The following is a 24,552-nucleotide window of genomic DNA, read 5'->3' on the forward strand; positions in this document are numbered from 1 at the left end:
GATTCGGGTACGGCACGGAGAACCACCGTGAAACCTAAGGATCTCTCCGATCGTCGGCCACGGACAGCTGTCACGCATCCGCGCATCAGATCTCAGACAGATGTATGAAGGCCGCCGGAAAATGAGGGAGAATGCCCGGGTGGCGGCGGATTTCAAGGCCTTCAAGGGCGACTACCAGGAGCTGGTGGACGAGATCTCGGAGCTTCTGGGCGCTCCGGCGACCCTGGAGAACCGGGACTTCGAACTGATCGCCTTCGGGGCGTACGACAGCGAGGGCGAGCTGGATCCCTCGGAGCTGGACCCGGTGCGGACCCGCTCGATCCTGACCCGGCGCTCCACGGCGGCGGTGCGGACCTGGTTCGAGGGGTTCGGCATCACGCGCGCGACCGGGCCGGTGCGGATCCCGCCGACCCCGGAGGCGGGCGTCTACCGGGGCCGGATCTGCCTGCCGGTACGCCATCGAGGTGTCGTCCTCGGCTACGTCTGGCTGCTGGCCGACGATCCGGGTCCGACGGACGCGCAACTGTCCGCCGCCATGCAGGTCACGGGCCGCATCGGCGCGCTGCTGGCCGACGAGGCGCAGGCCGGTGCCGGGCTGAGCCGGGAGCTGCGGGCGGTGCTCACGGCCGAGCGCGGCTGGCAGCAGGACATGGCGGTGGCCGAACTCCGCACGGCGCTCGGCGCGCGGGCGGACGGTCCCCACACCCTGGTCTGCCTGGCCCCCTGGCCCTCGGCCGACCCGGACGACGCCCCGTCCGCCCGTACGGTCCCGCACGCCACGGCCCTGTGCACGGTGCCGTGGGGCGCCACCGCCCAGAGCCTCGCGGTACTGGTCCGGCTCCGCTCGGCGGACGTGGCGACCCCTGCCATGACGGCGGCGGCACGGCTGCTGAAGGAGGCGGAGGGCAGCCGTGGCGCCCGTGGCACCAAGGGCGGGCCCGCCGCCGGGGTCGGTGAACCGCGCATCGGGCTGGTCGAGCTGGGGACCGTCTGGCAGGAGGCCTCCGCCGCCGCGCGCGCCGCGCTGGCCGAGCCGCGGCTCGGGCCGGTCGCCGAGTGGCGGGGCATCGGCCCGTACCGGCTGCTGACCGCGCTGCCCCCGGAGTCCGCGCACGACCCGGTGCTCGGCGCGCTCCTCTCCCCCGCCCAGCAGGAGCTGGCGCGCACCGCCGAGGTCTTCCTCGACCGCGCGGGCCAGGCCGGCCGCGCCGCCGCCGCGCTGGGCATCCACCGGCAGACCTTGTACTACCGCCTGTCCCGCGTGGAGCAACTGACCGGCCTCGACCTGGACGACGGCGAGGACCGCCTGCTGCTGCACATGGCGCTGAAACGGGCCCGGCTGTAGGCGTCGGGCAGGTCGTCGCGGCGGGTCACTGCAGCGGGTCACTGCGGAAGGTCGTCGCGGCGGGTCACCGTGGCGGGCCGGCCAGGCCGGTGATCGTCGTGGGTCGCTGCGGAGGGGTGGTCGCGGCGGGTCACCGTGGCGGGCCGGCCAGGCCGGTGATCGCGGTGAGGGCGTGCCGGAGGGTGGCGTCGTGCGGTGGGCGGCCGCGCCAGCGGGCGGCGATGTGACCGTCGGGCCGGACGAGCAGTGCTCCGTGCGGATCGAGGCCGCAGAGGTCGGTGTGCCGCCCGGGAAGGGGCTCCACGCGGAGCGGCCAGGGGGTGGTGTCCTGTTGCCGCCAGCGGGTGGGGTCCGGGGCGAGGGTGAGCAGGGTGAACCCTTCGCAGACGGCGTCGAGCGTGGAGCGGTCGGGGGCGAGCCAGAGGTGCGGCAGCCGACGGCCCGGCTCGGCGCAGCCGGCGACCTGGGCCGCGAGACCGAGCCGGCGGAAGATCTCCATCGAGCGCACGTTGACCAGCCGGGCCCGGGGAAAGGGCGACAGCTCGTGGTGCTTCTCGATCGTCAGGGTGCGTACGCCCCAGCGTGCCAGCAGCGCCCTGGCGGTGAGCCCGACCGGCCCACCGCCGACGATCAGTACCTCCACGTCTCCCATCTCGCGCGCCCCGCGACCGGCCGCAATCAGGCCGGGCCCGGCTGCGCGGTGCCCGCCGCTTCGATGATCTGGCGCAGCCCCTCGGTGAGCGCGTCCCCGTCGGCCGCGGTCTTCGGGTCGAAGGTCCACTGGGCGATGAGCCCGGTCATCAGCGTCAGATAGAAGCGGCCGAGCGTGTCCGCCGTCTCGTCGGAGACCTCCTCCTCGGGCACCCCCATCAGCAGCGCCACCAGGCCGCGTCCGCCCTCCCGCTGGGCGCGGGCCAGGTGTTCGCGCACCTCGGGCAGCTCGATGGTCATGACCTCCATGCTGAGCCGCCAGACCGAGCCGGGCTCCCGCATGGTGTCGACGATGTTCGACCACACCCAGCGGAAGCGCTCCAGTGAACCGGGAGCACCCTCGATCTCGGGACCACCCCAGCTGAAGGCCTCGGAGACGTTCTCCACGAGCGCCACGTAGGCCTGCGCGAGCAGCGCGTCCTTCGAGCCGTAGTGGTAGCCGATCGAGGCCAGGTTGGTCCCGGACTCCTTCACGATGTCGCGCGCGGTCGTCCGCGCGAACCCCTTCTGGAGCAGGCAGCGCTTGGCGCCTTCGAGCAGATCCTCACGGTGTCCCATGCACCCACCCTACCGCCGATCCATACAGACGTCCTAGACGCATGACTTATACATGCGTTCTAGACAAGCGTTTAAGACGTGCGTACATTCCTTGGCATGACGAACCCGACGAGCACCACCCCGACCACACCCCCGCCCGCCACCACCCGCGCCGGACGCCGTGAGTGGACCGCTCTCGGCGTGCTGATGCTTCCGCTGCTGCTGGTCTCGATGGACGTGTCCGTCCTGTACTTCGCGGCCCCCGCGATCAGCGCGGACCTGCGGCCGAGCGGCACCCAGCAGCTGTGGATCTTCGACATCTACGGCTTCGTGCTGGCCGGCCTGCTGATGACGATGGGCTCGATCGGCGACCGCATCGGCCGCCGCAAGCTCCTGCTGATGGGCGCCGCCGCCTTCAGCGCCGCCTCGGTCCTCGCGGCCTACGCGGACAGCGCCGAGACCCTGATCGCGGCCCGCGCGATCCTCGGCATCGGCGGCGCCACCCTGATGCCGTCGACCATGGCTCTGCTGCGCACGATGTTCACCGACCCCGGCGAGCGGGCGAAGGCGATCGGGCTGTGGTCGGGCGTGATGACCGGCGGTATCGCGCTGGGCTCGGTCATGAGCGGCATCCTGGTCGAGCACTTCTGGTGGGGCTCGGTCTTCCTGGTCAACCTGCCCGCGATGGCGCTGCTGCTGATCCTCGGGCCGGTGCTGCTGCCGGAGTCGAAGGACCCGAACCCCGGCCGCTTCGACTGGCTGAGCGTGCCCCTGTCGATGGCCGCCGTGCTCCCCGTGATCTACGGCCTGAAGGAGATCCCCTCCGAGGGCTGGCACCCGCAGTACGTGGTCTCGGTGACGGTCGGTCTGCTCTTCGCGGCGCTGTTCGTCCACCGCCAGCGCACCAGCGCCTCCCCGCTGATCCCGCCGGCCCTGCTGCGCGGCCACGGCTTCACCCCGGCGCTGGTCCTGACCCTGATCTCCGCGTTCGGCATGATGGGCTCGGCGATCTTCACCACGCAGTACCTGCAGTCGGTGCTCGGCAAGAGCCCGCTCGCGGCCGCGCTGTGGAGCCTGCTCCCGTCGGTGCTGATCGGGGTCGCCGGGCCGGTCACCGGGGCGCTCGTCGCCCGGGGCGTGCGCCGCGGCCATGTCGTCGCGAGCGGCTTCGCCGTCTCCTCCGTCGGCTACGCCCTGCTCGCCCTCACCGGCACCGACTCCCTCTGGCTGGTGCTGGTCGCCGCCGGTGTCCTCGCCTCCGGAGTCGTCATGGTGATGTCCCAGCTGACCGACCTGGCCATGAGCACGGCCCCGGTGGAGCGCGCGGGCACGGCCTCCTCGCTCCTGGAGACCGGCACGGAGTTCGGCGGCGCCCTCGGCATGGCGGTCCTGGGCTCGATCGGTACGGCGATCTACCGCCACGAGATGCCGTCCTCGGCCCCGGCAGCGGCCCACGAGACCCTGGGCGGCGCCCTGGCCACGGCCGCCCGGCTGCCCGACCGCACCGCCGCGGCCCTGCTCAGCACGGCCCGGGAGGCGTTCACGAGCGGGATGCACGGCGTGGCGATCGCCGGGGCGGTGATCCTGGCGGGGGCAGCGGCCCTCGCGGCGGTGACCCTGCGGAAGATCGACGTGAGCGAGAAGTAGCGAGAAGCAGGGCATACGACAAAAGCGCCGGGCGGACTGAGATCTCCTCAGCCCGCCCGGCGCTTTGTGTCGATGAAAAGCCGCTAGACGAGGTTCACCGAGCGAGCCGACGTCGCGCCGATCTCCGAGGCGACCTCGGCCAGGACGGCGGAGTCCACCGTGTCGTCCACGGTCAGCACGGCCAGCGCCTCCCCGCCCGCGGCCGCACGCGCGACCTGCATGCCGGCGATGTTGATGCCCGCCTCGCCGAGGATGCGGCCGACGGTGCCGACGACACCGGGACGGTCCTCGTAGCGCAGGACGACCATGTGCTCGGCGAGCGCGAGGTCGACGTCGTAGTCACCGACCGCGACGATCTTCTGCACGTGCTTCGGACCGGCCAGCGTGCCGGAGACCGACACCTCCTCGCCGGTGCCGAGCGTGCCGCGCACCGTCACCACGTTGCGGTGGTCGGCGGACTCGGAGCTGGTGGTCAGCCGTACCTCGACCCCACGCTCCTGCGCGAACAGCGGCGCGTTGACGTACGACACCGTCTCGTCGACGACGTCCTCGAAGACGCCCTTGAGCGCGGACAGCTCCAGCACCTTCACGTCGTGCTGGGTGATCTCGCCGTAGACCTCGACGTCCAGGCGGACCGCGACCTCACCGGCGAGCGCGGTGAAGATGCGGCCGAGGCGCTCGGCGAGCGGCAGGCCCGGCTTGACGTCCTCGGCGATGACACCGCCCTGGACGTTCACCGCGTCCGGGACCAGCTCACCGGCGAGCGCGAGGCGCACCGACTTGGCGACGGCGATGCCGGCCTTCTCCTGGGCCTCGTCGGTGGAGGCGCCCAGGTGCGGGGTGCAGACGACCTGGTCCAGCTCGAAGAGCGGGGAGTCGGTGCAGGGCTCCTTGGCGTACACGTCGAGGCCGGCGCCGGCGACCCGGCCCTCCTTCAGCGCCGCGAACAGCGCCGCCTCGTCCACGATGCCGCCGCGCGCGGCGTTGACGATGCGCACGCTCGGCTTGACCTTGCGCAGCGCCTCGTCGCCGATGAGCCCGAGCGTCTCGGGGGTCTTCGGCAGGTGGACGGTGATGAAGTCGGAGACCTCCAGCAGCTCGTCCAGGGAGAGCACCTTGACGCCCATCTGCGCGGCCCGCGCGGGCTGCACGTAGGGGTCGTAGGCGACGACCTTCATGCCGAAGGCGGACATGCGCTGGGCGACCAGGGCGCCGATGCGGCCGAGGCCGACGACACCGAGGGTCTTCTCGGCCAGCTCCACGCCCGTGTACTTGCTGCGCTTCCACTCGCCGTTCTTCAGCGCGGAATTGGCCTGCGGGATGTTGCGGGCGGAGGCCAGGATCAGACCGCAGGCCAGCTCGGCGGCGGTCACGATGTTGGAGGTCGGGGCGTTGACGACCATCACGCCGGCCTTGGTGGCGGCGGAGACGTCGACGTTGTCGAGGCCGACGCCGGCGCGGGCGACGACCTTGAGCTTCTTCGCGGCGGCGATGGCCTCGGCGTCGACCTTGGTGGCGGATCGGATCAGGATCGCGTCGACGTCGGCGATGGCGGGGAGCAGTTCGGCTCGGTCGGCGCCGTTGCAGTGCCGGATCTCGAAGTCCGGGCCGAGTGCGTCGACGGTCGCGGGCGACAGCTCTTCAGCGATGAGTACGACAGGTTTCGAGCTCACGTGAGGTCCTCACAAGTCCAAAGCATGCGGACGGCCGTCCCGACGGCCGCAGGCGGAGGAGGGGGGCTAGCCGCGGAAGACGCACGACGCTGTGGGCCTGACGCGTATGTTGTGCAGCAGTCTAGTAGCGCGACGGAGACCGTCTTGCGCCTCTGCGGAAGGATCACCCGTCCGGGGCTGGACGGGATGGCCAAAGGGGCCGGAGCAGCATGCCCCGACCCCCTGACGTGAGGCTTACGCCTCCTCGTTCACCCAGCTCATCAGCTTGCGCAGCTGCTTGCCGGTGGTCTCCAGCAGGTGCTCGGAGTCCTGCTGCTTGTACTCGTTGTACTTCTTCAGACCGCCGTGGTACTCGTCCATCCAGTTGCGGGCGAACGTGCCGTCCTGGATCTCGGCGAGGACCTGCTTCATCTCGGCCTTGGTGGCGTCGGTGATGATGCGCGGGCCGGTGACGTAGTCGCCCCACTCGGCGGTCTCGGAGACGGACCAGCGCATCTTCTCCAGGCCGCCCTCGTACATGAGGTCCACGATCAGCTTCAGCTCGTGCAGGCACTCGAAGTAGGCGATCTCCGGCTGGTAGCCCGCCTCGGTCAGGGTCTCGAAGCCGGCCTTGACCAGCGCGGCCGTGCCACCGCAGAGGACGGCCTGCTCGCCGAACAGGTCGGTCTCGGTCTCCTCGGTGAAGGTCGTCTTGATGACGCCGGCGCGGGTGCCGCCGATGCCCTTGGCGTACGACAGGGCCAGCGCGAAGGCGCCCCCGGAGGCGTCCTGCTCGACGGCGGCGATGCAGGGAACGCCGCGGCCCTCCTCGTACTGACGGCGGACCAGGTGGCCCGGGCCCTTCGGGGCGACCATGGCGACGTCCACACCGGCCGGGGGCTTGATGAAGCCGAAGCGGATGTTGAAGCCGTGGCCGAAGAACAGCGCGTCGCCGTCCTTCAGGTGGGGGGCGATGGACTCCTCGTAGACCTGGGCCTGGATCGGGTCCGGCACCAGGATCATGATGACGTCGGCCTCGGCCGCGGCCTCCGCCGGAGTCACCACGCGCAGGCCCTGCTCCTCGGCCTTGGCCTTGGACTTGGAGCCCTCGGGCAGACCGACGCGGACGTCGACACCCGAGTCCCGCAGCGACAGGGCGTGGGCGTGGCCCTGGCTGCCGTAGCCGATGACCGCGACCTTGCGGCCCTGGATGATGGACAGGTCGGCGTCAGCGTCGTAGAACAGCTCGGCCACTTTGGGTTCTCTCCTTGGAGTGCTGGTGTTGCGTCCCACCGTATGCCGGTGAGGGGAAGGGAAGTCTGACGGTCTCGGTATCCGGTCGGCGCGAGTCGTCCCGGCCGACCGGACACGGCGTCATGCGGACCGGTCGAGCGCGCGCAGCGAGCGGTCCGTGATCGAACGCGCGCCGCGTCCGATCGCGATCGTGCCGGACTGGACCAGCTCCTTGATGCCGAACGGCTCCAGCATCTTGAGCATGGCGGACAGCTTGTCGCTGGATCCGGTGGCCTCGATGGTCACGGCCTCCGGGGAGACGTCGACGGTCTTGGCGCGGAACAACTGGACGATCTCCACGATCTGGGAGCGCGTCTCGTTGTCGGCGCGCACCTTCACCAGAACGAGTTCGCGCTGAACGGCCGAACCGGGCTCCAGCTCGACGATCTTCAGCACGTTGACGAGCTTGTTGAGCTGCTTGGTGACCTGCTCCAGCGGCAGGTCCTCGACGCCCACCACGATGGTGATGCGGGAGATGTCGGGGTGCTCGGTGACACCCACCGCGAGCGAGTCGATGTTGAAGCCGCGACGGGAGAACAGGGCGGCGATCCGGGCCAGGATGCCCGGGGTGTTCTCCACCAGGACGGAGAGCGTGTGCTTGGACATGGTCTTTTTACGTCTCTCTCGCTCAGTCGTCTTCGTTGTCGCCGAAGTCGGGGCGGACGTCCCGGGCGGCCATGATCTCGTCGTTGGAGGTGCCGGCGGCGACCATCGGCCACACCATCGCGTCCTCGTGGACGATGAAGTCGATGACGACGGGGCGGTCGTTGATCGAGTTCGCCTCTTCGATGACCTTGTCCAGGTCCTCCGGCCGCTCGCAGCGCAGACCCACGCAGCCCATCGCCTCGGACAGCTTCACGAAGTCCGGCACGCGGGTGCCCCGGGCCTCCGGGTTGATGTCGTCCGGGCCGCTGTGCAGCACGGTGTTGGAGTAGCGCTGGTTGTAGAAGAGGGTCTGCCACTGGCGGACCATTCCGAGGGCGCCGTTGTTGATGATGGCGACCTTGATCGGGATGTTGTTCAGGGCGCAGGTGGTCAGTTCCTGATTGGTCATCTGGAAGCAGCCGTCGCCGTCGATCGCCCAGACCGTACGGTCCGGACGGCCGGCCTTGGCGCCCATCGCGGCCGGGACCGCGTAGCCCATCGTCCCGGCGCCGCCGGAGTTCAGCCAGGTGGCGGGCTTCTCGTACTGGATGAAGTGCGCGGACCACATCTGGTGCTGGCCGACGCCCGCGGCGAAGATCGTGCCCTCCGGGGCGAGCTGCCCGATGCGCTCGATGACCTGCTGCGGGGCGAGCGAGCCGTCCTCGGGCTGGTCGTAGCCGAGCGGGTAGGTCTCGCGCCAGCGGCTCAGGTCGCTCCACCAGGCGGTGTAGTCGCCCTTGTTGCCCTCGCTGTGCTCCTTCTGCACGGCCTGGACCAGGTCGGCGATGACCTCGCGGGCGTCACCGACGATCGGCACGTCGGCCTCGCGGTTCTTGCCGATCTCGGCCGGGTCGATGTCGGCGTGGACGATCTTGGCGTACGGGGCGAAGCTGTCCAGCTTGCCGGTGACGCGGTCGTCGAAGCGGGCGCCGAGGGCGACGATCAGGTCGGCCTTCTGCAGCGCGGTGACGGCGGTGACCGCACCGTGCATGCCCGGCATTCCCACGTGCAGCGGGTGGCTGTCGGGGAACGCGCCGAGCGCCATCAGGGTGGTGGTGACGGGCGCTCCGGTGAGTTCGGCGAGGACCTTCAGCTCGGCGGTGGCCCCCGCCTTGAGCACGCCGCCACCGACGTACAGGACGGGCCGCTTGGCGGAGGTGATCAGCTTGGCGGCCTCGCGGATCTGCTTGGCGTGCGGCTTGGTCACCGGGCGGTAGCCGGGCAGGTCCATGGTGGGCGGCCAGGAGAAGGTGGTCTTCGCCTGGAGGGCGTCCTTGGCGATGTCGACCAGGACCGGGCCCGGGCGGCCGGTGGAGGCGATGTGGAACGCCTGCGCGATGACCCGCGGGATGTCCTCGGCCTTGGTGACCAGGAAGTTGTGCTTGGTGACCGGCATCGTGATGCCGACGATGTCCGCCTCCTGGAAGGCGTCCGTGCCGATCGCCTTGGAGGCGACCTGGCCGGTGATCGCGACCAGCGGCACGGAGTCCATGTGGGCGTCGGCGATGGGGGTGACCAGGTTGGTGGCGCCGGGGCCGCTCGTCGCCATGCAGACGCCGACCTTGCCGGTGGCCTGCGCGTAGCCGGTGGCAGCGTGGCCGGCGCCCTGCTCGTGCCGGACCAGCACGTGGCGGACCCGGGTGGAGTCCATCAGCGGGTCGTACGCGGGGAGGATCGCGCCGCCGGGAATGCCGAATACCGTCTCAGCGCCGACCTCCTCGAGGGAGCGGATGAGGGACTGCGCACCCGTGACGTGCTCGACGGGCGTGGACTGCTGTCCTCCGGAACGGGGCCGCGGCTGCGGATGGGCCCCGGTGGCCTGCTCGGTCATCGGCATTCTCTTCTCGATGCTGAGGGTTTTTGCGAGGTTCGGGCGGAGTTGGAGCGCCGCACGAGGGGCGCTCGTGCAACAAAAAACCCCTCGTGCCGCAAGGCAAGCGAGGGGAGCGCGCCGGTGTGGTCGCTGGGGATTCCGGATCGTCCTCCGGTGAGTCCCAGCTCAGCCGACGCGCTTTCCAAGTACGAGAATTCGGGTGCGCATGGCACTGACCCTCCCCCCGACGCGCACCACGTGTCAAGTGGGTGGGACGGGAGTCTCATTATGTGAGCGAAGGGCACTTCCACCTCCGAAGACAGCGGACACACCCCCTGTGTACACCCCTGCGGCGCCCCTTTGCATGGCGCGCTCACCGACGCCGCCCGCGAAGGCCGGTTCGGCCGGTGCCTGCGGCACCGGATAGTGGCCGGATGCGAGCGCCCGGCGCAGGCGGTACTCGTCCAGCGGCCCCGCGAACGCCAAGCCCTGCCCGTGTGCGCAGCCCATCGCGCGCAGTGCGACGACCTGTTCCGGCAGATCCACGCCCTCGGCGACCGACTGCAGCCCGAGATCGGCGGCGATGCGCAGCAGCCCGCTGGTGATCTTGTGCAGCCGCGCGGACTCCACGACGCCCTCGACCAGGCCCCGGTCGAGCTTGAGGATGTCCACGGGCAGCCTTCTGAGGGCCGTGATGGCCGCGTGGCCGTTGCCGAAGCCGTCCAGCGCGATCCGTACCCCGAGCCGGCTCAGCGCGGTCAGACGCCGCTCCAGCTCGTCCAGGGGGATCCTCGGGTCGGTGTCGGACAGCTCGACCACCAGCGAACCGGGCGGCAGCCCGTGCCGGGTCAGCAGCGCCTCGACGGAGCCGAGCGGCATCGAGCGGTCCAGCAGCCGCCGGGCGCTCATCCGGACGGCCACCGGTACGACGAGTCCGCCCGCGGACCGCTCGGCGGCCTCCTCCACGGCCTCCTGGAGTATCCAGCGCTCCAGTTCCGCCGTCTTGTCGCCGTCCTCGGTCACCCGCAGGAACTCGGCCGGTGTGAACAGCACGCCCTGGGAGGAGCGCCAGCGCGCGTGCGCGGAGACCATCGTGATCCGGCCGTTCTCCAGGCACACCACCGGCTGGTGGAGCAGCGCGAACTCGCCGTCGTGGAGCGCGGCCCGCAGCCGGGTGGCCAGCTCCGCCTTGCGGACGACGTCCTGCTGCATCTGCGGCCGGTACAGCTCGACGCGGCCCTTGCCGGCCGCCTTCGCCCGGTACATGGCGAGGTCGGCGTTGCGCAGCAGCTCGCCCGCACCGAGGCCGGGCTCGGCGAAGGCGACGCCGATGGAGGCGTTGACGCGGACGTCGTTGCTCACGTCGTTGCTCTCGATGGCGTACGGCTGGGAGAGGGTCGTCCTGAGGCGGTCGGCGAGCTCCAGGATGTTCCGCTCCCGGGCGGCACGGTCACGGCTGCCGTCCCCGGCGATCAGGGCCGCGAACTCGTCGCCGCCCAGCCGGGCGGCGGTGTCGCCCTGCCGGACCGCGTCCTGGAGTCTGCGGGCGGCCTGGACGAGCAGTTCGTCCCCGGCCTGGTGCCCGATCGTGTCGTTGACGGCCTTGAAGCCGTCCAGGTCGATGAAGAGCACGGCGGTGCCGCGCAGGGCGGCGCCCCGGTCGGTGGCGCGGCGGCCGGACAGTGCCTGCTGGACGCGCCGGGTGAACAGGGCGCGGTTGGGCAGGTCGGTGAGCGGGTCGTGCTCGGCGTTGTGCTGGAGCTGCGCCTGCAGGCGCACGCGTTCGGTCACGTCCCGGCTGTTGAAGATGAGGCCGCCGTGATGGCGGTTGACGGTGGATTCGACGTTGAGCCAGCCGCCGTCGCCGGAGCGGAAGCGGCACTCGATGCGGGTGGTGGGTTCCTCGAGGGGGCTGGCGGCGAGGAAGCGGCGCACCTCGTGCACCACGCAGCCCAGGTCCTCCGGGTGGATGAGACCGGCCAGTTCCGTACCCACCAGGTCCTCGGCGGGCCGGCCGTAGACCCCGGCGGCGGCCGGGGAGACGTACCGGAGGATGCCGTTGGGCGCGGCGATCATGATGACGTCGCTGGAGCCCTGCACCAGGGAGCGGAAGTGGTTCTCCTTCTGCGCCAGTTCCTGGGTGAGGGTGATGTTGTCCAGCAGCATGATGCCCTGGCGGATGACGAGCGCCAGGACGACGGCGCCCGCGGTGATCAGCACCACGTGGTCGGGACTGCGGCCGTTGAGGACGTTGTACAGGATGCCCAGGGTGCACACGGCGGCGGCGAGGTACGGGGTGAGCGCGGCGAGGGAGCCGGTGATCGGACGGCCGGCCGGGTAGCGGCCGTGGTCGCCGCCCGCCGCGGGCACGTGCAGGTGCCCGGCGGACGCGCTGCGCTGGCCCGGCACGTGCTCGTGGACCACGCGCGTGTGCCCGTCGGGTGCGTGCCGGTCGGCGGCCCGCTCTCCCGGGCGCCGGGGGGCGGCCCAGGGGGCGTAGGCGAGCAGCAGCGAACCGGCGAACCAGCCCGCGTCCAGCAGCTGTCCGGAGCGGTAGCTGCTGTGCAGCAGCGGCGAGGTGAACAGCGCGTCGCACATCACGGTGAGGGCGAGCGCGCCGATCGCGGTGTTCACCGCGGTGCGGTTGCCGGGGCTGCGGCGGAAGTGCAGCGCGAGCACCATGCTGACCAGCGCGATGTCGAGCAGCGGGTACGCCAGCGACAGCGCGGTGTGCGCCACGCTCGGGCCGTCGAACTTGGCGGCCTGGGCGAGCGCGAGGCTCCAGGACAGGGTGAGCAGCGAGCCGCCGATCAGCCAGGCGTCCAGCGCCAGGCAGATCCAGCCCGCCCTGCTCACCGGCCGCTTGGCGAGGACCAGCAGGCCCACGATGGCGGGCGGCGCGAAGCACAGGAAGAACAGGTCGGCGTAGCTCGGGCTGGGCACGGACCGGCCGAGGACGACCTCGTACCAGCCCCAGACCGCGTTGCCCAGGGCGGCCATCGCCGAGGACAGCGCGAACAGCAGCCAGGCCGGGCGGAAGCGGACCCGCGGGCTGCGGGCGTACAGGAAGCAGGAGACGGCGGCGGTGCCGGCCGCCGCGCTCAGCCCGAAGTCGCCCATGAACAGGGCGATTTCCTGCGAGCCCCAGTCGAAGGCGGATCCGACGGCGTAGGCCGCGCAGATCAGCGCGAGGGTGAGCTGCTGGGCCAGCCGAGATCCGTCGCCGGCGGACGGCGGACGGGTCGGCGGCGCGCCTTTCGACCGGGGTGCGCGCAGCGCTCCGTCGAGCGTGGTCGTCAGGGAGGTCGGCGCGTTCACCGGGGCCTCCCGGTCCGGGGCGCTCCCGGGTCCCGTGGGGCCCGGTGCGCATGCCTCCTGCGGCTGGCGTGCCTGCGGTGGTGGCTGTGATGGGTCGTGTGGTGGCCGCGTCTGCGCGTGGCCGTGCGCCAGGGCCGCCGTCGGCGGCTCCGCCGCGTCGGATCGTTCGTCCATAGGCCGTGCATCGCCCGTCGCCCCCCTCACAGATCTGAATGTCCATCCCCGGCGCCGAACGGTCGGCGGCGCAGCCCCTGTCGGGACGATACACCAGGATCGTCACTCAGGGACATAGCTTCTCTACGCTCCGTGACGATCAAAGGAGGAGTGGACACACGCCGCATCCGGGGGACTGCGGAGGGTGCCGGTGGGGCCCCCGCTCGAGCGAAGCCGAGAGTGGGGAGGACTAGGTCCCCGTTGTCAGGATCACGTTCCGCAGGGGCTCGTGGTTCACGAACCGGTTCAACTGGTCAACGAGCAACCGCTTGGCGCGTGGCAGGAAGGCCGAGCTGGGTCCGCCGACGTGCGGGCTGATGAGCACGCCGGGCGCCCGCCACAAGGGATGTCCCGGCGGCAGCGGCTCGGGATCGGTCACGTCGAGGGCCGCGGTGATGCGTCCGCTCTCCAGCTCCGTGAGCAGCGCCTTGGTGTCGACGACGGGGCCCCGGGCGACGTTCACGAGCAGCGCGCCGTCCTTCATCCGGCCGAGGAACTCGGCGTCCACCAGGCCCCGGGTCTCGTCCGTGAGGGGCGTCGAGAGGATCACGACATCCGCGTCCGGGAGCAGTGCGGGCAATTCGGTGAGCGGGTGCACGGGACCGCGCGCCATGGCACGCCGGGAGCGCGCAACGCGCGCCACCCGCGCGAGTTCAAACGGCGCGAGCCGGTCCTCGATGGCGGCACCGATGGCGCCGTATCCCACGATGAGCACGCTCCGGTCGGCGAGGGAGGGGTGGAACCCGGTCTGCCAGCGCCCCTCCTGCTGCGCGCGCACGAACTGGGGGATGCCGCGCAGCGAGGCGAGGGTCAGCGTGAGCGCCAGCTCGGCCGTGCTCGCCTCGTGCACACCGCGCGCGTTGCACAACTGCACGCCGGGCACGATGGACGAGAGCTGCGAGGTGACGTCGTCGACGCCGGCCGTGAGCGTCTGGATGACCCGGACGCCCGTCAGCCGCTCCAGCGGGCGCACCTTGACCGGATACGGCTTCATGTACGGCACCACGTACAGGACGCAGTCCGCCGGGTCGCCCGGGAACTCCTGGGAGCCGTCCGCGCCCCCGTCCCAGAACAGGTAGCGGGGCCCCTCGGGCAGCCCCTCGATCTCCTCCGGCGGGATGGGAAGCCACACATCAGCAGTCATGCCATGGAGGCTATGTCAGGGCCTCGGGGCGCAGAGGTTAGGTTGGGGACCAGGAGAGGGAGGTTCACGGGCAGGTGGAGCGCAGGACGATCGGCGCGGGGGCGCTCGCGGTGGGGGCCGTCGGACTCGGGTGCATGCCGATGAGCTGGGCGTACAGCGGCTCACGGCAGCGGGGCGAGGAGTCGCTCAGGACCGTGCACCGGGCGCTGGACGCGGGCTCGACCCTCCTGGACACGGCGGACATGTACGGCCCGTTCACCAACGAGCTGCTGCTGGGCCGGGCGCTGAAGGAGCGGCGCGCGGACGCCTTCGTGTCGACGAAGGTGGGGCTGCTGGTGGGCGAGCAGCACATCGTGGCCAACGGCCGCCCCGGCTATGTGCGGCGGGCCTGCGACGCCTCGCTGCGGCGGCTGCAGACGGACGTGATCGACCTGTACCAGCTGCACCGCGCCGACCCCGAGGTCCCGGTCGAGGAGACCTGGGGCGCGATGGCCGAGCTGGTCCGGGCGGGCAAGGTGCGGGCGCTGGGCCTGTGCGCGGTCGGCGCGCGCGGCGGGCGCCGCTCGGGCGGTCGGCTGCACGACACGACGCTGCGCCAGCTGCAGCGGGTGCAGCAGGTCTTCCCGGTGAGCGCGGTGCAGGCGGAGCTCTCGGTGTGGTCGCCGGAGGCGCTGGACGCGCTGCTGCCGTGGTGCGAGGCGCGAGGCGTGGGTTTCCTCGCGGCGATGCCGCTGGGCAACGGCTTCCTGACCGGCACGCTCACCCCCGGCGAGGGTTTCGAGCCGGACGACGTGCGCGCCCGTCACCCCCGCTTCACGGCCGAGATGATGGCGGCCAACCAGCCGATCGTCGCCGGTCTGCGCCGCGTCGCCCGCCGCCACGGCGAGGACGTCACGCCGGCGCAGGTGGCGCTGGCGTGGGTGCTGGCGCAGGGCCGGCACGTGGTGGCGGTGCCGGGCGCCAAGCAGGAGCGCTGGGCCCGGGAGAACGCGGCGGCGGCCGCCCTGCGGCTGACCCCGCAGGACCTGGCGGAGGTCTCGGCACTGCCGGCCGCCCAGGGCTCCTGGGACTGAGGCGCGGGCGTCCCGGAGCGGGCCGCATGCGGTTTCCGTGAACCGGGAACCCGAGCGGGACGAGCGGTGTATGAGAGGGAGAAGCCGGCTTGTGACAGCCGCCGGCAGCCGCTGCGAAGGGACCGTGACCGTGCGACGACGTCGAGCCGTACCGGCCGTACTGGCCGTGACCGCGCTCCTGCTGACCGCGGGCTGCTCCTCCGGCGGCGGAGAGTTCCCCGGCCACGACGGGACGACGGCGTCCAGAGGTACCGCGTCGGGCACCGGCACCGCTCCCGCCCCGGGTGCCACGGAGTCGGCCCCGCCCGCCAAGGGCTCGGTGACGGTGCTGCGCACGGTGGCGGAGGGCCTGAAGACGCCCTGGGGGCTGGCGCCGCTGCCCGACGGGAGCCTGCTGGTCTCCTCGCGCGACGACGGCACGATCGTCCGGATCGACGAGAAGACGGGTAAGAAGACCGAGCTGGGCACGGTCTCCGGGGTCTCCCCGGCCGGCGAGGGGGGCCTGCTGGGCATCGCCCTGTCCCCCGACTACGCCTCGGACCACATGATCTACGCCTACTTCACCTCGGCCTCCGACAACCGCATCGTGCGCATGCTGTACGACGAGCGGAAGCCGGCCGGTGAGCAACTGGGCGCGCCCGACACGGTCTTCAAGGGCATCCCCAAGGGCTTCATCCACAACGGCGGCCGGATCGCCTTCGGTCCGGACGGGATGCTCTACGCCGGCACGGGCGAGAGCGGCGAGCGCGGTCTGGCGCAGGACAAGAAGTCCCTGGGCGGCAAGATCCTCAGAATGACCCCGGAGGGCGCTCCGGCCCCGGGCAACCCCTTCCCCAACTCCCCCGTGTACTCCTACGGCCACCGCAACGTCCAGGGCCTGGCCTGGGACGACCGACAGCGGCTGTTCGCCTCGGAGTTCGGCCAGCACACCTGGGACGAGCTGAACGCGATCAAGCCGGGCGACAACTACGGCTGGCCGGACGCCGAGGGCACGTCCTCCGCCCCCGGCTTCCACAACCCGCTGGCCCAGTGGCACACCGACGAGGCCTCCCCCAGCGGCATCGCCTGGGTCCACGGCGTGATCTGGATGGCCTCCCTGAAAGGGCAACGCCTGTGGCGCATCCCCCTGCGGGGCACCAAGGCCTCGGCGGCCCCCCAGCCCTTCCTCACCGGCGAGTACGGCCGCCTGCGCACGGTGGTCGCGGCGGGCGACGACAAGGTGTGGCTGGTGACCAGCAACACGGACGGCCGGGGCAAGCCGAAGAAGGGGGACGACCGGGTGCTGGAGGTGCGGGTGAAGTAGCCCTCCGGCTCACTCGCCCCCGGGTTCCTCCTCTGCGGTGGGTGGCGCGGGACGGCGTACGACGACCTTTCCCGAGGCCAGATCGATGGGTCCCCGCCCGGGATCGTTGTCCCCGACGTCCTCCCGGGTCAGCTCCAGGCGGTTCTCCTCGTCGTGGGTGTGCTTGCGGCTCGGCGCGAACACTTCCTCGAAGGCGTTGAACACGGCTGCTCCCCCTGCCGGTTTACTCCAGCGTACGGCTCAGCCTGAAGCCGGCGCAGTGACGGATTCGGACGGGAACAGCCCCAGCCGGTGGGCCAGCGCCGCCGCCTCGCCCCGGCCCGAGACGCCGAGTTTGGCGAGGATGTTGGAGACGTGGACGCTCGCGGTCTTCGGGGAGATGAAGAGTTCCCCGGCTATCTGCCGGTTGGTGCGGCCGGCCGAGACCAGGCGCAGGACGTCCCGCTCCCGGCTGGTGAGGCCGAGGGCCTCGACCGGGTCGGCGGGTGCGAGGGCACCCCGTGGGGCGCGGGTCAGGGTGAGGCGGGCGCGCTGGGCCAGGCGGGCGACGGCATCGGCCAGCGGCCGGGCACCAAGGTGGTCGGCGACCGCTCCGGACAGCCGCAGCAGCTCCACGGCACGGTCGCGCTCGTCCTCGCCGCCCTCGGCCAGCAGCGCCCCGGCGAGGCGGTAGCGGACGCGGGCGAGGTCGTAGGGGCGGTCCAGGCATTCGAAGGCGGTGACCACGGGTGACCAGGTGTCGCCGGTGTCCTGGCCCTCGGCCCGCTGCAGCTCGGCGCGGGTCCACCGGTCGTAGGCCTGCCACAGCGGGGCGCTGGTGGTGAGGGTGCGCACGGCCTCGAAGAGGCGGCCGAGGAGTTCGGCGCGGCCGGGGTCGGCGGCGGGCAGGGCTCGGGCGTCGGCCTCGGCGGTGGCGGCGGCCAGCAGCAGGGGCCAGGCGTAGCGTTGGGTGCCGGGCGGGAAGCCGGCCTCCAGGGCCCTGTCGAGTTCGGCGCGGGCGTCGAGGATCCGGCCCTCCTCGGCGGCGACCCCGAGGGTGACCCGGGCCAGGGGCAGCCGCTGCTGGGGCATCGGGTCGTGGGTGCCGTACCGCGCGCGGGCGGCGGTCAGTTGGCGGCCCGCCTCGGCGATGTCGCCGCGGGCGAGGGCGAGATGGGCGAGGCGCAGGGCGCCGGCGCCCTGGGGTTTGGCGCTGTGGCCGATGCGGATCGCGTGGGCGGCGGCCTCCGCGGCCTCCTCCCACCGGCCGAGCACGTACAGCGCGTCGGAGAGGTTGCCCCACACCCACGCCTCGGGGTCGAGCAGCCCGTGCGCCCGGGTGAAGGCGATGCCCTCGCGCAGGATCGGCTCGGCCTCCCGGTCGCGGCCGACGGCCTGCAGTTCGGACGGCAGGTTCACATAGACGCGGCCGACGACCTGGTTCACGCCCGCCGCCAGGGCGTCCTCCTTGACCTGCCCCAGCTCCGCGAGCCCGGACTCGACGTCGCCGGCGTCGACCATGAGGCAGGCGAGAGTGAGGCGCGCGTGCAGTTCGATCTCGTGGGCGCCCACCATGCGCGCGTACTCCACGGCCCGCTCGGCGGCGGCGAGGGCCTCGGGTCCTGGCCGGTGCAGCATGGACCAGTTGGCGGCCTGCGCCAGCACTTCGGCGTGCACCTCGGACGGCGGCAGACCGCGCACCAGGTCCTGGGCGGTGGCCAGTTCCTGCCAACCGTCGCCCCGGGCCTGCGCCTGGACCAGACGGGAGCGCTGCACCCAGAACCAGGCGGCGCGCAGGGGGTCGGGCTCGTCCTCCAGGAGCCGCAGCGCCCGCTTGGTGATCTTCAGCGCGCGTTCGCGTTCCCCGCCGAAGCGGCCGGCGATCGCCGCCTCCGCCATCAGGTCCAGGTAGCGCAGCGGGGTGGTCGCCGGGTCGCAGCCGCACGGGGGGTAGAGCTCGGCGTAGTCGAGCGGCCGCAGGGCGGAGCGGATCGCCTCCGGGACGGCGTCCCACAGCTCCATCGCCCGCTCCAGGAGCCTGAGTTGCTCGGTGTAGGCGTGCCGGCGGCGGGCCACCACGGAGGCGTCCAGGACGGCGGGCAGGGCCTTGGCCGGGTCGTGGGCGTGGTACCAGTAGGTGGCCAGGCGCATCACGCGGGCGTCGGCGGGGACGAGCGTGGGGTCGGCCTCGACCGCCTCGGCGTAGCGCCGGTTGAGCCGGGAGCGTTCGCCGGGCAGCAGGTCGTCGGCGACGGCCTCGCGGACCAGGGAGTGCCGGAAGCGGTAGCCGTCGCCGGCCGGGGTCACGGTGAGGATGTTGGCGCCGACGGCGGCCCGCAGCGCCTCGATGAGGTCGTCCTCGGCGAGCCCGGCGACGGCGGCGATCAGCCGGTACTCCACCGTCGAGCCGCCCTCGGCGACGATCCGGGCGACCCGCTGGGCGCTCTCGGGCAACGCCTCGACGCGCACCAGCAGCAGGTCGCGCAGGGAGTCGGTGAGTCCGGCGCAGCAGCCCTCGCAGGCGGCGACGGCGAGTTCCTCCACGAAGAAGGCGTTGCCGTCGGAGCGTTCGAAGATGTCGTCGACCTGGGCGGGGTCGGGTTCGGTGGCGAGGATGCCGGCGATCTGGCGGCCGACCTCCTCGCGGGTGAAGCGGGCGAGTTCGATCCGGCGGACGGTGCGCAGCCGGTCGAGTTCGGCGAGCAGGGGCCGCAGCGGGTGGCGGCGGTGGATGTCGTCGGAGCGGTAGGTGGCGAGGACCAGGAGCCGGCCGGTGCGCAGGGTGCGGAAGAGATAGGCGAGCAGGTGGCGGGTGGAGGCGTCGGCCCAGTGCAGGTCCTCCAGGGCGAGCACGACGGTGTGCTCGGCGGCGACCCGCTCCAGCAGCCGGGCGGTGAGTTCGAACAGACGGGCCATGCCCTGCTCGTCGTGGCGGCTGCTGGTGGCCTCGCCCAGCTCGGGCAGCAGCCTGGCCAGCTCCTCCTCCTGTCCGGTCGCGGCCGCGGCGAACTGCTCGGGCAGGGCGTCGCGCAGGGCGCGCAGCGCGCTGGAGAAGGGGGCGAAGGGCAGCCCGTCGGCGCCGATCTCCACGCAGCCGCCCACGGCGACGACGGCGGCGCGGCGGGCGGCGGCCGTGCCGAACTCCTCGACGAGGCGGGTCTTGCCGACCCCCGCCTCGCCGCCGAGCAGCAGCGCCTGCGGCTCGCCCGCGGCGGCGCGGGCGAGCGCGTCGTTCAAGGTGTCCAACTCGGCGGCGCGGCCGACGAACACGGGACTGACGGACCTGTTCTCCACGGGCCCGAGCATCGCACGAGGCCCGGACAGCGGGTCACCGGTTTTCCACAGACCCGGTGCGATGGTCGTACGAATCTGGGGCGGAGGGTGGCCGACCCCCGTACGGCCGCCCTCCGCCCTGTCCGCGCTCACGCGGTGCGTGGGAGCCGGTGCCGGCGAGGGCGGTCGGTATGGGTCTCGGCACCGGCGCCGCCGTGCCGGGCCGCCTCCTCGCGGCGGGCGGCGCGGACCGCGCGTGCGGTCTCGCGGGCCAGGCGCTCCGACTCGGCCTCGCGGCGCAGTTCGGCGGAACGCATCCGGTGCAGGTCGAACTGGTACATGACGTCTCCTTCGAGAGCGGGTGTCGTGCCTCGCGTTCTGCGATGCGTCCACCTTCGTCTCCCAGGGGGGTGCGCCACATCGGGAGAGTTCCGCATCTTCGGCCGGACGGCGGGCCCTTGGACACGCATAAGGGGCCTCAGGGCGTCCGTAAGGTGCTCACGGATTCCCTAAGGCCCCTGTGACCTGCGGTTCCTCAGCCGGCCGAGGGCAGGCCGAGCAGTGCGTCGGAGTACTTCAGGACGGCCAGGAGCAGGCCGACGACGCCGAGCGAGACGCCCGCCCAGGAGACCGACCTGATCCAGGGCTCCTGCGGCCGGCCGGGGGCGCCGAACGCGGGCCGGGCGAGCACGACCACGCCGATGATCAGCGCGGCCAGCGCGAACAGTCCGGCCCACAGCGCGGTGGTGTGCCACGCGTCGCCGTAGACCTCCTTGAGCTGCGTGGCGACGCTCGCCGAGGTCGACGTCCGCAGCTGGCCGATGAGCTGCTCGCGGGCGGAGGCGACGGTGCCTATCCAGCCGCCGTTCAGCGAGACCAGGCCCAGGACGACGGAGACCACGGCACCGGCGCCCTGACCGACCCCGGAGGGGGTCTTCTCCCGGGGCTCCTCCTCGGACCCCTCGGACCCCTCGGTCGCCTCCACGCCGTCCGCTTCGGTGTCGACAGCCGGTGCCTGCTCGTCGTCGGCCTTTGTGACGTCCTCGTTCTTCGTGACGTCGGCCTTCGTGACGTCCTCGGTCTTCGTGACGCCGGTCTTCGTGACGCCGGTCTTCGTGACGTCCTCAGTCTTCGTTCCCATGCCCGGCACCGTACGGACGTCGTCTGAGAGGTCTCTTAATGATCGTCGCGGGCGCCACGCGCGCGTGCCGCGCGCCACTCGGGGGCGAGGAGCGACCACACCTCGGTGTCGTGCCGGACGCCCCGGTGGAGGTGGTTCTCCCGGAGCACGCCGTCCCGGGTCATCCCGAGCCGCCGGGCGACGTTGATACTGGGAAGGTTGCCGGACGCCGCGTGCCACTCCACCCGGTGGATGCCGCGCTCCTCGACCGCCCAGTCGATGAGCACCCGCATCGCCCGGGTGATCAGTCCGCGTCCCGTCGCGGCGGGCTCCAGCCAGCAGCCGACCTCGCAGTTGCCCCGCTCGGCGTCGAAGTTCAGCGTCAGCACCCCGCCGACCAGCTTCCCGTCGGCCCAGATGCCGTGGTACGAGGCGGTTCCGGCGGCGCGCATGTCGGCGTATCGCTGGAGCGTGTCCCGCGTGGAGGCCACGTCCGTGGCCTGGGAACCGAACGGGATGAACTGCCCGATGAACTCCCTGCCCCGGTCCAGGTGCGCGAGGAACTCCTCGGCGTGCCACACCTCCAGGGGCCGCAGTTCGGCACCGTCGTCACCCAGGGATATCGCGTACATCGCGCTGCTGCTCCTCCCGCAGTTCCTCCACCGACACACCGCTGAGCCTCTCATGCGCGGCGCGGCACTCGGGCGGTTCGATGCTGATGCGTGGCAGCCGGCGCTCCAGCCAGCCGGGCAGCCACCAGTTGGCCGCGCCGAGCAGATGCATCAGCGCGGGCACGAGCAGGGTGCGCAGCACGAAGGCGTCGAGGGCGACGGCGGAGGCGAGCGCGATGCCGAACATGGCGATCACACGGTCGCCGCTGAGCACGAAGGCGAGGAACACCGAGATCATGATGACGGCGGCGGAGTTGATCACCCGGCTGGTCTCGGCGAGGCCGACGCGCACGGCCCGCCGATTGTCGCCGGTCTCCAGCCACTCCTCGTACATCCGGCTGACCAGGAAGACCTGGTAGTCCATGGAGAGGCCGAAGAGGACCGAGACCATGATGACGGGCAGGAACGGCTCGATGGGGCCCGCCCGGCCGAGGCCGAGCAGTTCGCTGCCCCAGCCCCACTGGAAGACGGCGACGACGACGCCGAACGCGGCGGCGACGGCGGCGATGTTCATCGCGGCGGCCTTCAGCGGGATGCCGAGCGAGCGGAAGGCGACCAGCAGCAGGAGACAGCCGAGCCCGATGACCACGCCGACGAACAGCGGCAGTTTGCCGACGATCACATCCGCGAAGTCGTCGTAGCTCGCGGTGACCCCGCCGACGTGCAGGTCGAGGGAGGTGCCGGTCTCCGCGCGCGGGAGCACCTCGGTGCGCAGCCGGTCGACGAGGTCGCTGGTGCGCTGCGACTGGGGTGCGGAGTCGGGGACGACGGTGAGGTAGGCGGTGTCGCCGCCGGAGTCGTAGGTGACCGGGGTGGCGGAGGCGACGCCCCGGGTGGCGCGCAGCGTGGTGTCGAGGCTGTCCAGGGCGAGCTTGTCGGCGCCGCCGTCCACGCGGGTCACCAGGGTCAGCGGGCCGTTGACCCCGGGTCCGAAGCCCTCGGCGAGCAGGTCGTAGGCCTGCCGGGTGGTGGACGAGCGGGGGTCGTTGCCCTGGTCGGAGGTGCCGAGGTGGAGGGAGAGGGTGGGCAGCGCGAGCAGGGCGATGAGGGCGAGCGCGAGGGAGCCGAGCAGCTTGGGCCGGCGTTCCACGAACGCGGACCAGCGGGCGGCGAGGCCGGTGGGCAGCTCCGGCCGCGGCCCGCGCCGGGCGAGCCGGCGCCGCTCGCGGCGGCTGAGGGCGCGCGGCCCGAGGTACGACAGCAGGGCGGGCAGCAACGTCACGGAGGCCGCGACGGTGAGCACCACCGTCAGCGAGGCCGCGACGGCCACTCCGTTGAGGAACCCCAGACGCAGTGTCAGCATGCCGAGCAGGGCGATGCACACGGTCGCACCCGCGAACACGACCGCGCGTCCGGTGGTGGCCACGGCGTTCACGGCGGACTCGGTGACGCTCAGGCCGCGTTTGAGGCCGCGCCGGTGTCTGGTCACGATGAACAGCGCGTAGTCGATGCCGACGCCGAGGCCGATGAGCAGGCCGAGCATGGGCGCGAAGTCGGCGACGGTCATGGCGTGTCCGAGCAGCCCGATCCCGGCGTACGCGGTGCCCACGCCGATCAGGGCGGTCGCGATCGGCAGCAGCGAGGCGGCGAGCGAGCCGAAGGCGAGGAACAGCACGACGGCGGCCACGACCACGCCGACCACCTCGCTGGTGTGCCCGCGCGGGGCCTCGGTGAGCCCGATGGCGCTGCCGCCCAGCTCGACCCGCAGCCCGTCGTGCTCGGCCGATTCGGCGGCCCGTACGACGGCCTGTGCCTCGGGCTTCCTGATGTCCTCGGCCTGCCGGTCGAAGGTGACGGTGGCGTAGGCCGTACGGCCGTCGGCGCTGATCCGGTGGGCGCCGTAGCGGCCGTAGGGGCCGGCCACGGAGGCCACGCCGGGCAGGTCGGCGATCCGTGCCAGGGCGCGGGTCATGGTCCGCTTCACGCCCCGGGCGCGGACCGTGCCGTCGGGGGTGTGCCAGACGACCGTGTCGCTGTCGCCGGCCAGGTTCGGGAAGCCCTGCTTGAGCAGCTCGGTGGCGCGCCCCGACTCGGTGTCCGGTGCCTCGTAGTCGTTCGCGTACGCCGAACCGGCCACGGTGGCGGCCGTGGTGACCGTTCCGAAGGCGAGCAGCCACAGCAGGACCGCGATCAGGCGATGCCGGACACACCAGCGGGCGAGGGCTGCCACGGACGTGCTCCCAGAGGACTTTTGTGGATCTTTGACTGGGAACGATCGTCCATGAACTGAACAGCCCGCAAAGAAAGGGTGAGCGAACGCAGGACACTCTCGCAGGCGAATGTGATCGTTTGCCGCGTTCGTGGGCTTGTTCACGGGATTGGGAGGGACGTCACAGGACAGACAAGTGAACTCTGTCGTCTCTGCGGGTATTTTGAGCGCCTTTCGACGCGTCAGTCGAACTGGTCTCCGAACGCCATGATCATCGTTCCCACGATCAGCAGCCACAGGGCGCGGCGGGTACGGCCCCGGAAACCGAGGACCGCGGCGAGCGCGCAGACGGCGGCGCCGAGGGCGTAGGCGGCGGAGACGAGGGCGGGCGCGGACCCGGTGAGCCGCAGCAGCGCGGCGGCCAGCCCGGCCAGCGTCAGCAACACCCCGGTCCCGGACGCGATCCAGCGGGCCCGCCGGGCGTCCGAGATCTCGTCCGCCGGGTCCTCCGCCTCGGCTATGACGGGTTCGGCATCGGTATCGGAATCAGTGCGTCCACTCATGGCAGGGCGAGCGTAGCGCGTCCGGCCGGAAAACCCGGGTGCGGGGCGGCCCGGATAGCCGTACGGCCCCGGAGGGTGTGCCTCCGGGGCCGTACGAAGCGGT

The 24,552-nt window shown here is 72.1% G+C and carries 19 protein-coding genes; 4 read left to right on the top strand and 15 right to left on the bottom strand.

Features of this window, described 5'->3' with window-relative positions:
* The first annotated feature begins 121 nt into the window (after window positions 1–121).
* Window positions 122–1,345, top strand: a complete 1,224-nt coding sequence (locus tag ABZ865_RS26575) for a helix-turn-helix domain-containing protein (RefSeq protein ID WP_361235188.1) — start codon at window positions 122–124, stop codon at window positions 1,343–1,345.
* Window positions 1,346–1,475: 130 nt separating this feature from the next.
* Here ABZ865_RS26575 and ABZ865_RS26580 read toward each other — a convergent pair whose 3' ends face one another.
* Both ABZ865_RS26580 and ABZ865_RS26585 read right to left on the bottom strand, forming a co-directional pair.
* Window positions 1,476–1,988, bottom strand: a complete 513-nt coding sequence (locus ABZ865_RS26580; protein WP_361235191.1) for an FAD-dependent monooxygenase — start codon at window positions 1,986–1,988, stop codon at window positions 1,476–1,478.
* A 35-nt stretch (window positions 1,989–2,023) separates the two neighbouring features.
* On the bottom strand, window positions 2,024–2,614 hold the full coding sequence (locus ABZ865_RS26585; protein ID WP_361235194.1) for a TetR/AcrR family transcriptional regulator: 591 nt from the start codon (window positions 2,612–2,614) through the stop codon (window positions 2,024–2,026).
* 96 nt (window positions 2,615–2,710) lie between these two features.
* Between ABZ865_RS26585 and ABZ865_RS26590 the strand changes: the two genes are divergently transcribed.
* Window positions 2,711–4,240, top strand: coding sequence for an MFS transporter (locus ABZ865_RS26590; RefSeq protein ID WP_361235196.1), 1,530 nt, complete (start codon window positions 2,711–2,713; stop codon window positions 4,238–4,240).
* Between the two features lie 83 nt (window positions 4,241–4,323).
* On the opposite strand, the gene serA is transcribed toward ABZ865_RS26590, so the two are convergent.
* From serA to ABZ865_RS26620, 6 genes are all read right to left on the bottom strand, one after another.
* Window positions 4,324–5,913, bottom strand: a complete 1,590-nt coding sequence (gene serA / locus ABZ865_RS26595) for a phosphoglycerate dehydrogenase (protein WP_361235199.1) — start codon at window positions 5,911–5,913, stop codon at window positions 4,324–4,326.
* A 234-nt stretch (window positions 5,914–6,147) separates the two neighbouring features.
* Window positions 6,148–7,146 (bottom strand): ketol-acid reductoisomerase, encoded by a 999-nt coding sequence (gene ilvC / locus ABZ865_RS26600; RefSeq protein ID WP_361235202.1) that lies wholly within the window; start codon window positions 7,144–7,146, stop codon window positions 6,148–6,150.
* Between the two features lie 120 nt (window positions 7,147–7,266).
* Window positions 7,267–7,791, bottom strand: coding sequence for an acetolactate synthase small subunit (gene ilvN / locus ABZ865_RS26605; protein WP_100828389.1), 525 nt, complete (start codon window positions 7,789–7,791; stop codon window positions 7,267–7,269).
* A gap of 22 nt (window positions 7,792–7,813) precedes the next feature.
* Window positions 7,814–9,661: an acetolactate synthase large subunit gene (locus ABZ865_RS26610; protein ID WP_361235205.1), complete on the bottom strand. Its 1,848-nt coding sequence runs from the start codon at window positions 9,659–9,661 to the stop codon at window positions 7,814–7,816.
* Window positions 9,662–9,904: 243 nt separating this feature from the next.
* Window positions 9,905–12,961: an EAL domain-containing protein gene (locus ABZ865_RS26615; protein ID WP_361235208.1), complete on the bottom strand. Its 3,057-nt coding sequence runs from the start codon at window positions 12,959–12,961 to the stop codon at window positions 9,905–9,907.
* 403 nt (window positions 12,962–13,364) lie between these two features.
* Entirely contained in the window at window positions 13,365–14,318 is a 954-nt protein-coding gene (locus ABZ865_RS26620; protein ID WP_361235211.1) for a 2-hydroxyacid dehydrogenase, read from the bottom strand.
* Between the two features lie 74 nt (window positions 14,319–14,392).
* On the opposite strand from ABZ865_RS26620, the gene ABZ865_RS26625 reads away from it, so the two are divergent.
* Window positions 14,393–15,391: an aldo/keto reductase gene (locus ABZ865_RS26625; protein WP_361235214.1), complete on the top strand. Its 999-nt coding sequence runs from the start codon at window positions 14,393–14,395 to the stop codon at window positions 15,389–15,391.
* 70 nt (window positions 15,392–15,461) lie between these two features.
* On the top strand, window positions 15,462–16,694 hold the full coding sequence (locus ABZ865_RS26630) for a PQQ-dependent sugar dehydrogenase (protein WP_361235217.1): 1,233 nt from the start codon (window positions 15,462–15,464) through the stop codon (window positions 16,692–16,694).
* A gap of 9 nt (window positions 16,695–16,703) precedes the next feature.
* Here the strand turns inward: ABZ865_RS26630 and ABZ865_RS26635 are convergent, their stop codons facing one another.
* From ABZ865_RS26635 to ABZ865_RS26665, 7 genes are all read right to left on the bottom strand, one after another.
* The gene (locus ABZ865_RS26635; RefSeq protein WP_361235220.1) at window positions 16,704–16,898 is read right to left on the bottom strand and encodes a DUF6191 domain-containing protein; all 195 of its coding nucleotides are present in this window, start codon (window positions 16,896–16,898) and stop codon (window positions 16,704–16,706) included.
* Between the two features lie 36 nt (window positions 16,899–16,934).
* Complete coding sequence (locus tag ABZ865_RS26640; RefSeq protein WP_361235457.1) at window positions 16,935–19,979, bottom strand: AAA family ATPase; 3,045 nt, start codon at window positions 19,977–19,979, stop codon at window positions 16,935–16,937.
* A gap of 116 nt (window positions 19,980–20,095) precedes the next feature.
* Window positions 20,096–20,287, bottom strand: coding sequence for a hypothetical protein (locus ABZ865_RS26645; RefSeq protein WP_361235223.1), 192 nt, complete (start codon window positions 20,285–20,287; stop codon window positions 20,096–20,098).
* A gap of 194 nt (window positions 20,288–20,481) precedes the next feature.
* Window positions 20,482–21,087, bottom strand: coding sequence for a hypothetical protein (locus tag ABZ865_RS26650; RefSeq protein ID WP_361235226.1), 606 nt, complete (start codon window positions 21,085–21,087; stop codon window positions 20,482–20,484).
* Between the two features lie 35 nt (window positions 21,088–21,122).
* The gene (locus ABZ865_RS26655) at window positions 21,123–21,698 is read right to left on the bottom strand and encodes a GNAT family protein (protein ID WP_361235229.1); all 576 of its coding nucleotides are present in this window, start codon (window positions 21,696–21,698) and stop codon (window positions 21,123–21,125) included.
* Window positions 21,676–23,907, bottom strand: coding sequence for an MMPL family transporter (locus tag ABZ865_RS26660; RefSeq protein ID WP_361235232.1), 2,232 nt, complete (start codon window positions 23,905–23,907; stop codon window positions 21,676–21,678). The genes ABZ865_RS26655 and ABZ865_RS26660 overlap by 23 nt, the downstream gene beginning before the upstream one ends.
* A gap of 221 nt (window positions 23,908–24,128) precedes the next feature.
* Window positions 24,129–24,449, bottom strand: coding sequence for a hypothetical protein (locus ABZ865_RS26665; protein WP_361235235.1), 321 nt, complete (start codon window positions 24,447–24,449; stop codon window positions 24,129–24,131).
* Between the last annotated feature and the right edge of the window lie 103 nt (window positions 24,450–24,552).

It is taken from the genome of Streptomyces sp. NPDC047085 (assembly GCF_040643735.1).
Classification (GTDB): Bacteria; Actinomycetota; Actinomycetes; order Streptomycetales; family Streptomycetaceae; genus Streptomyces.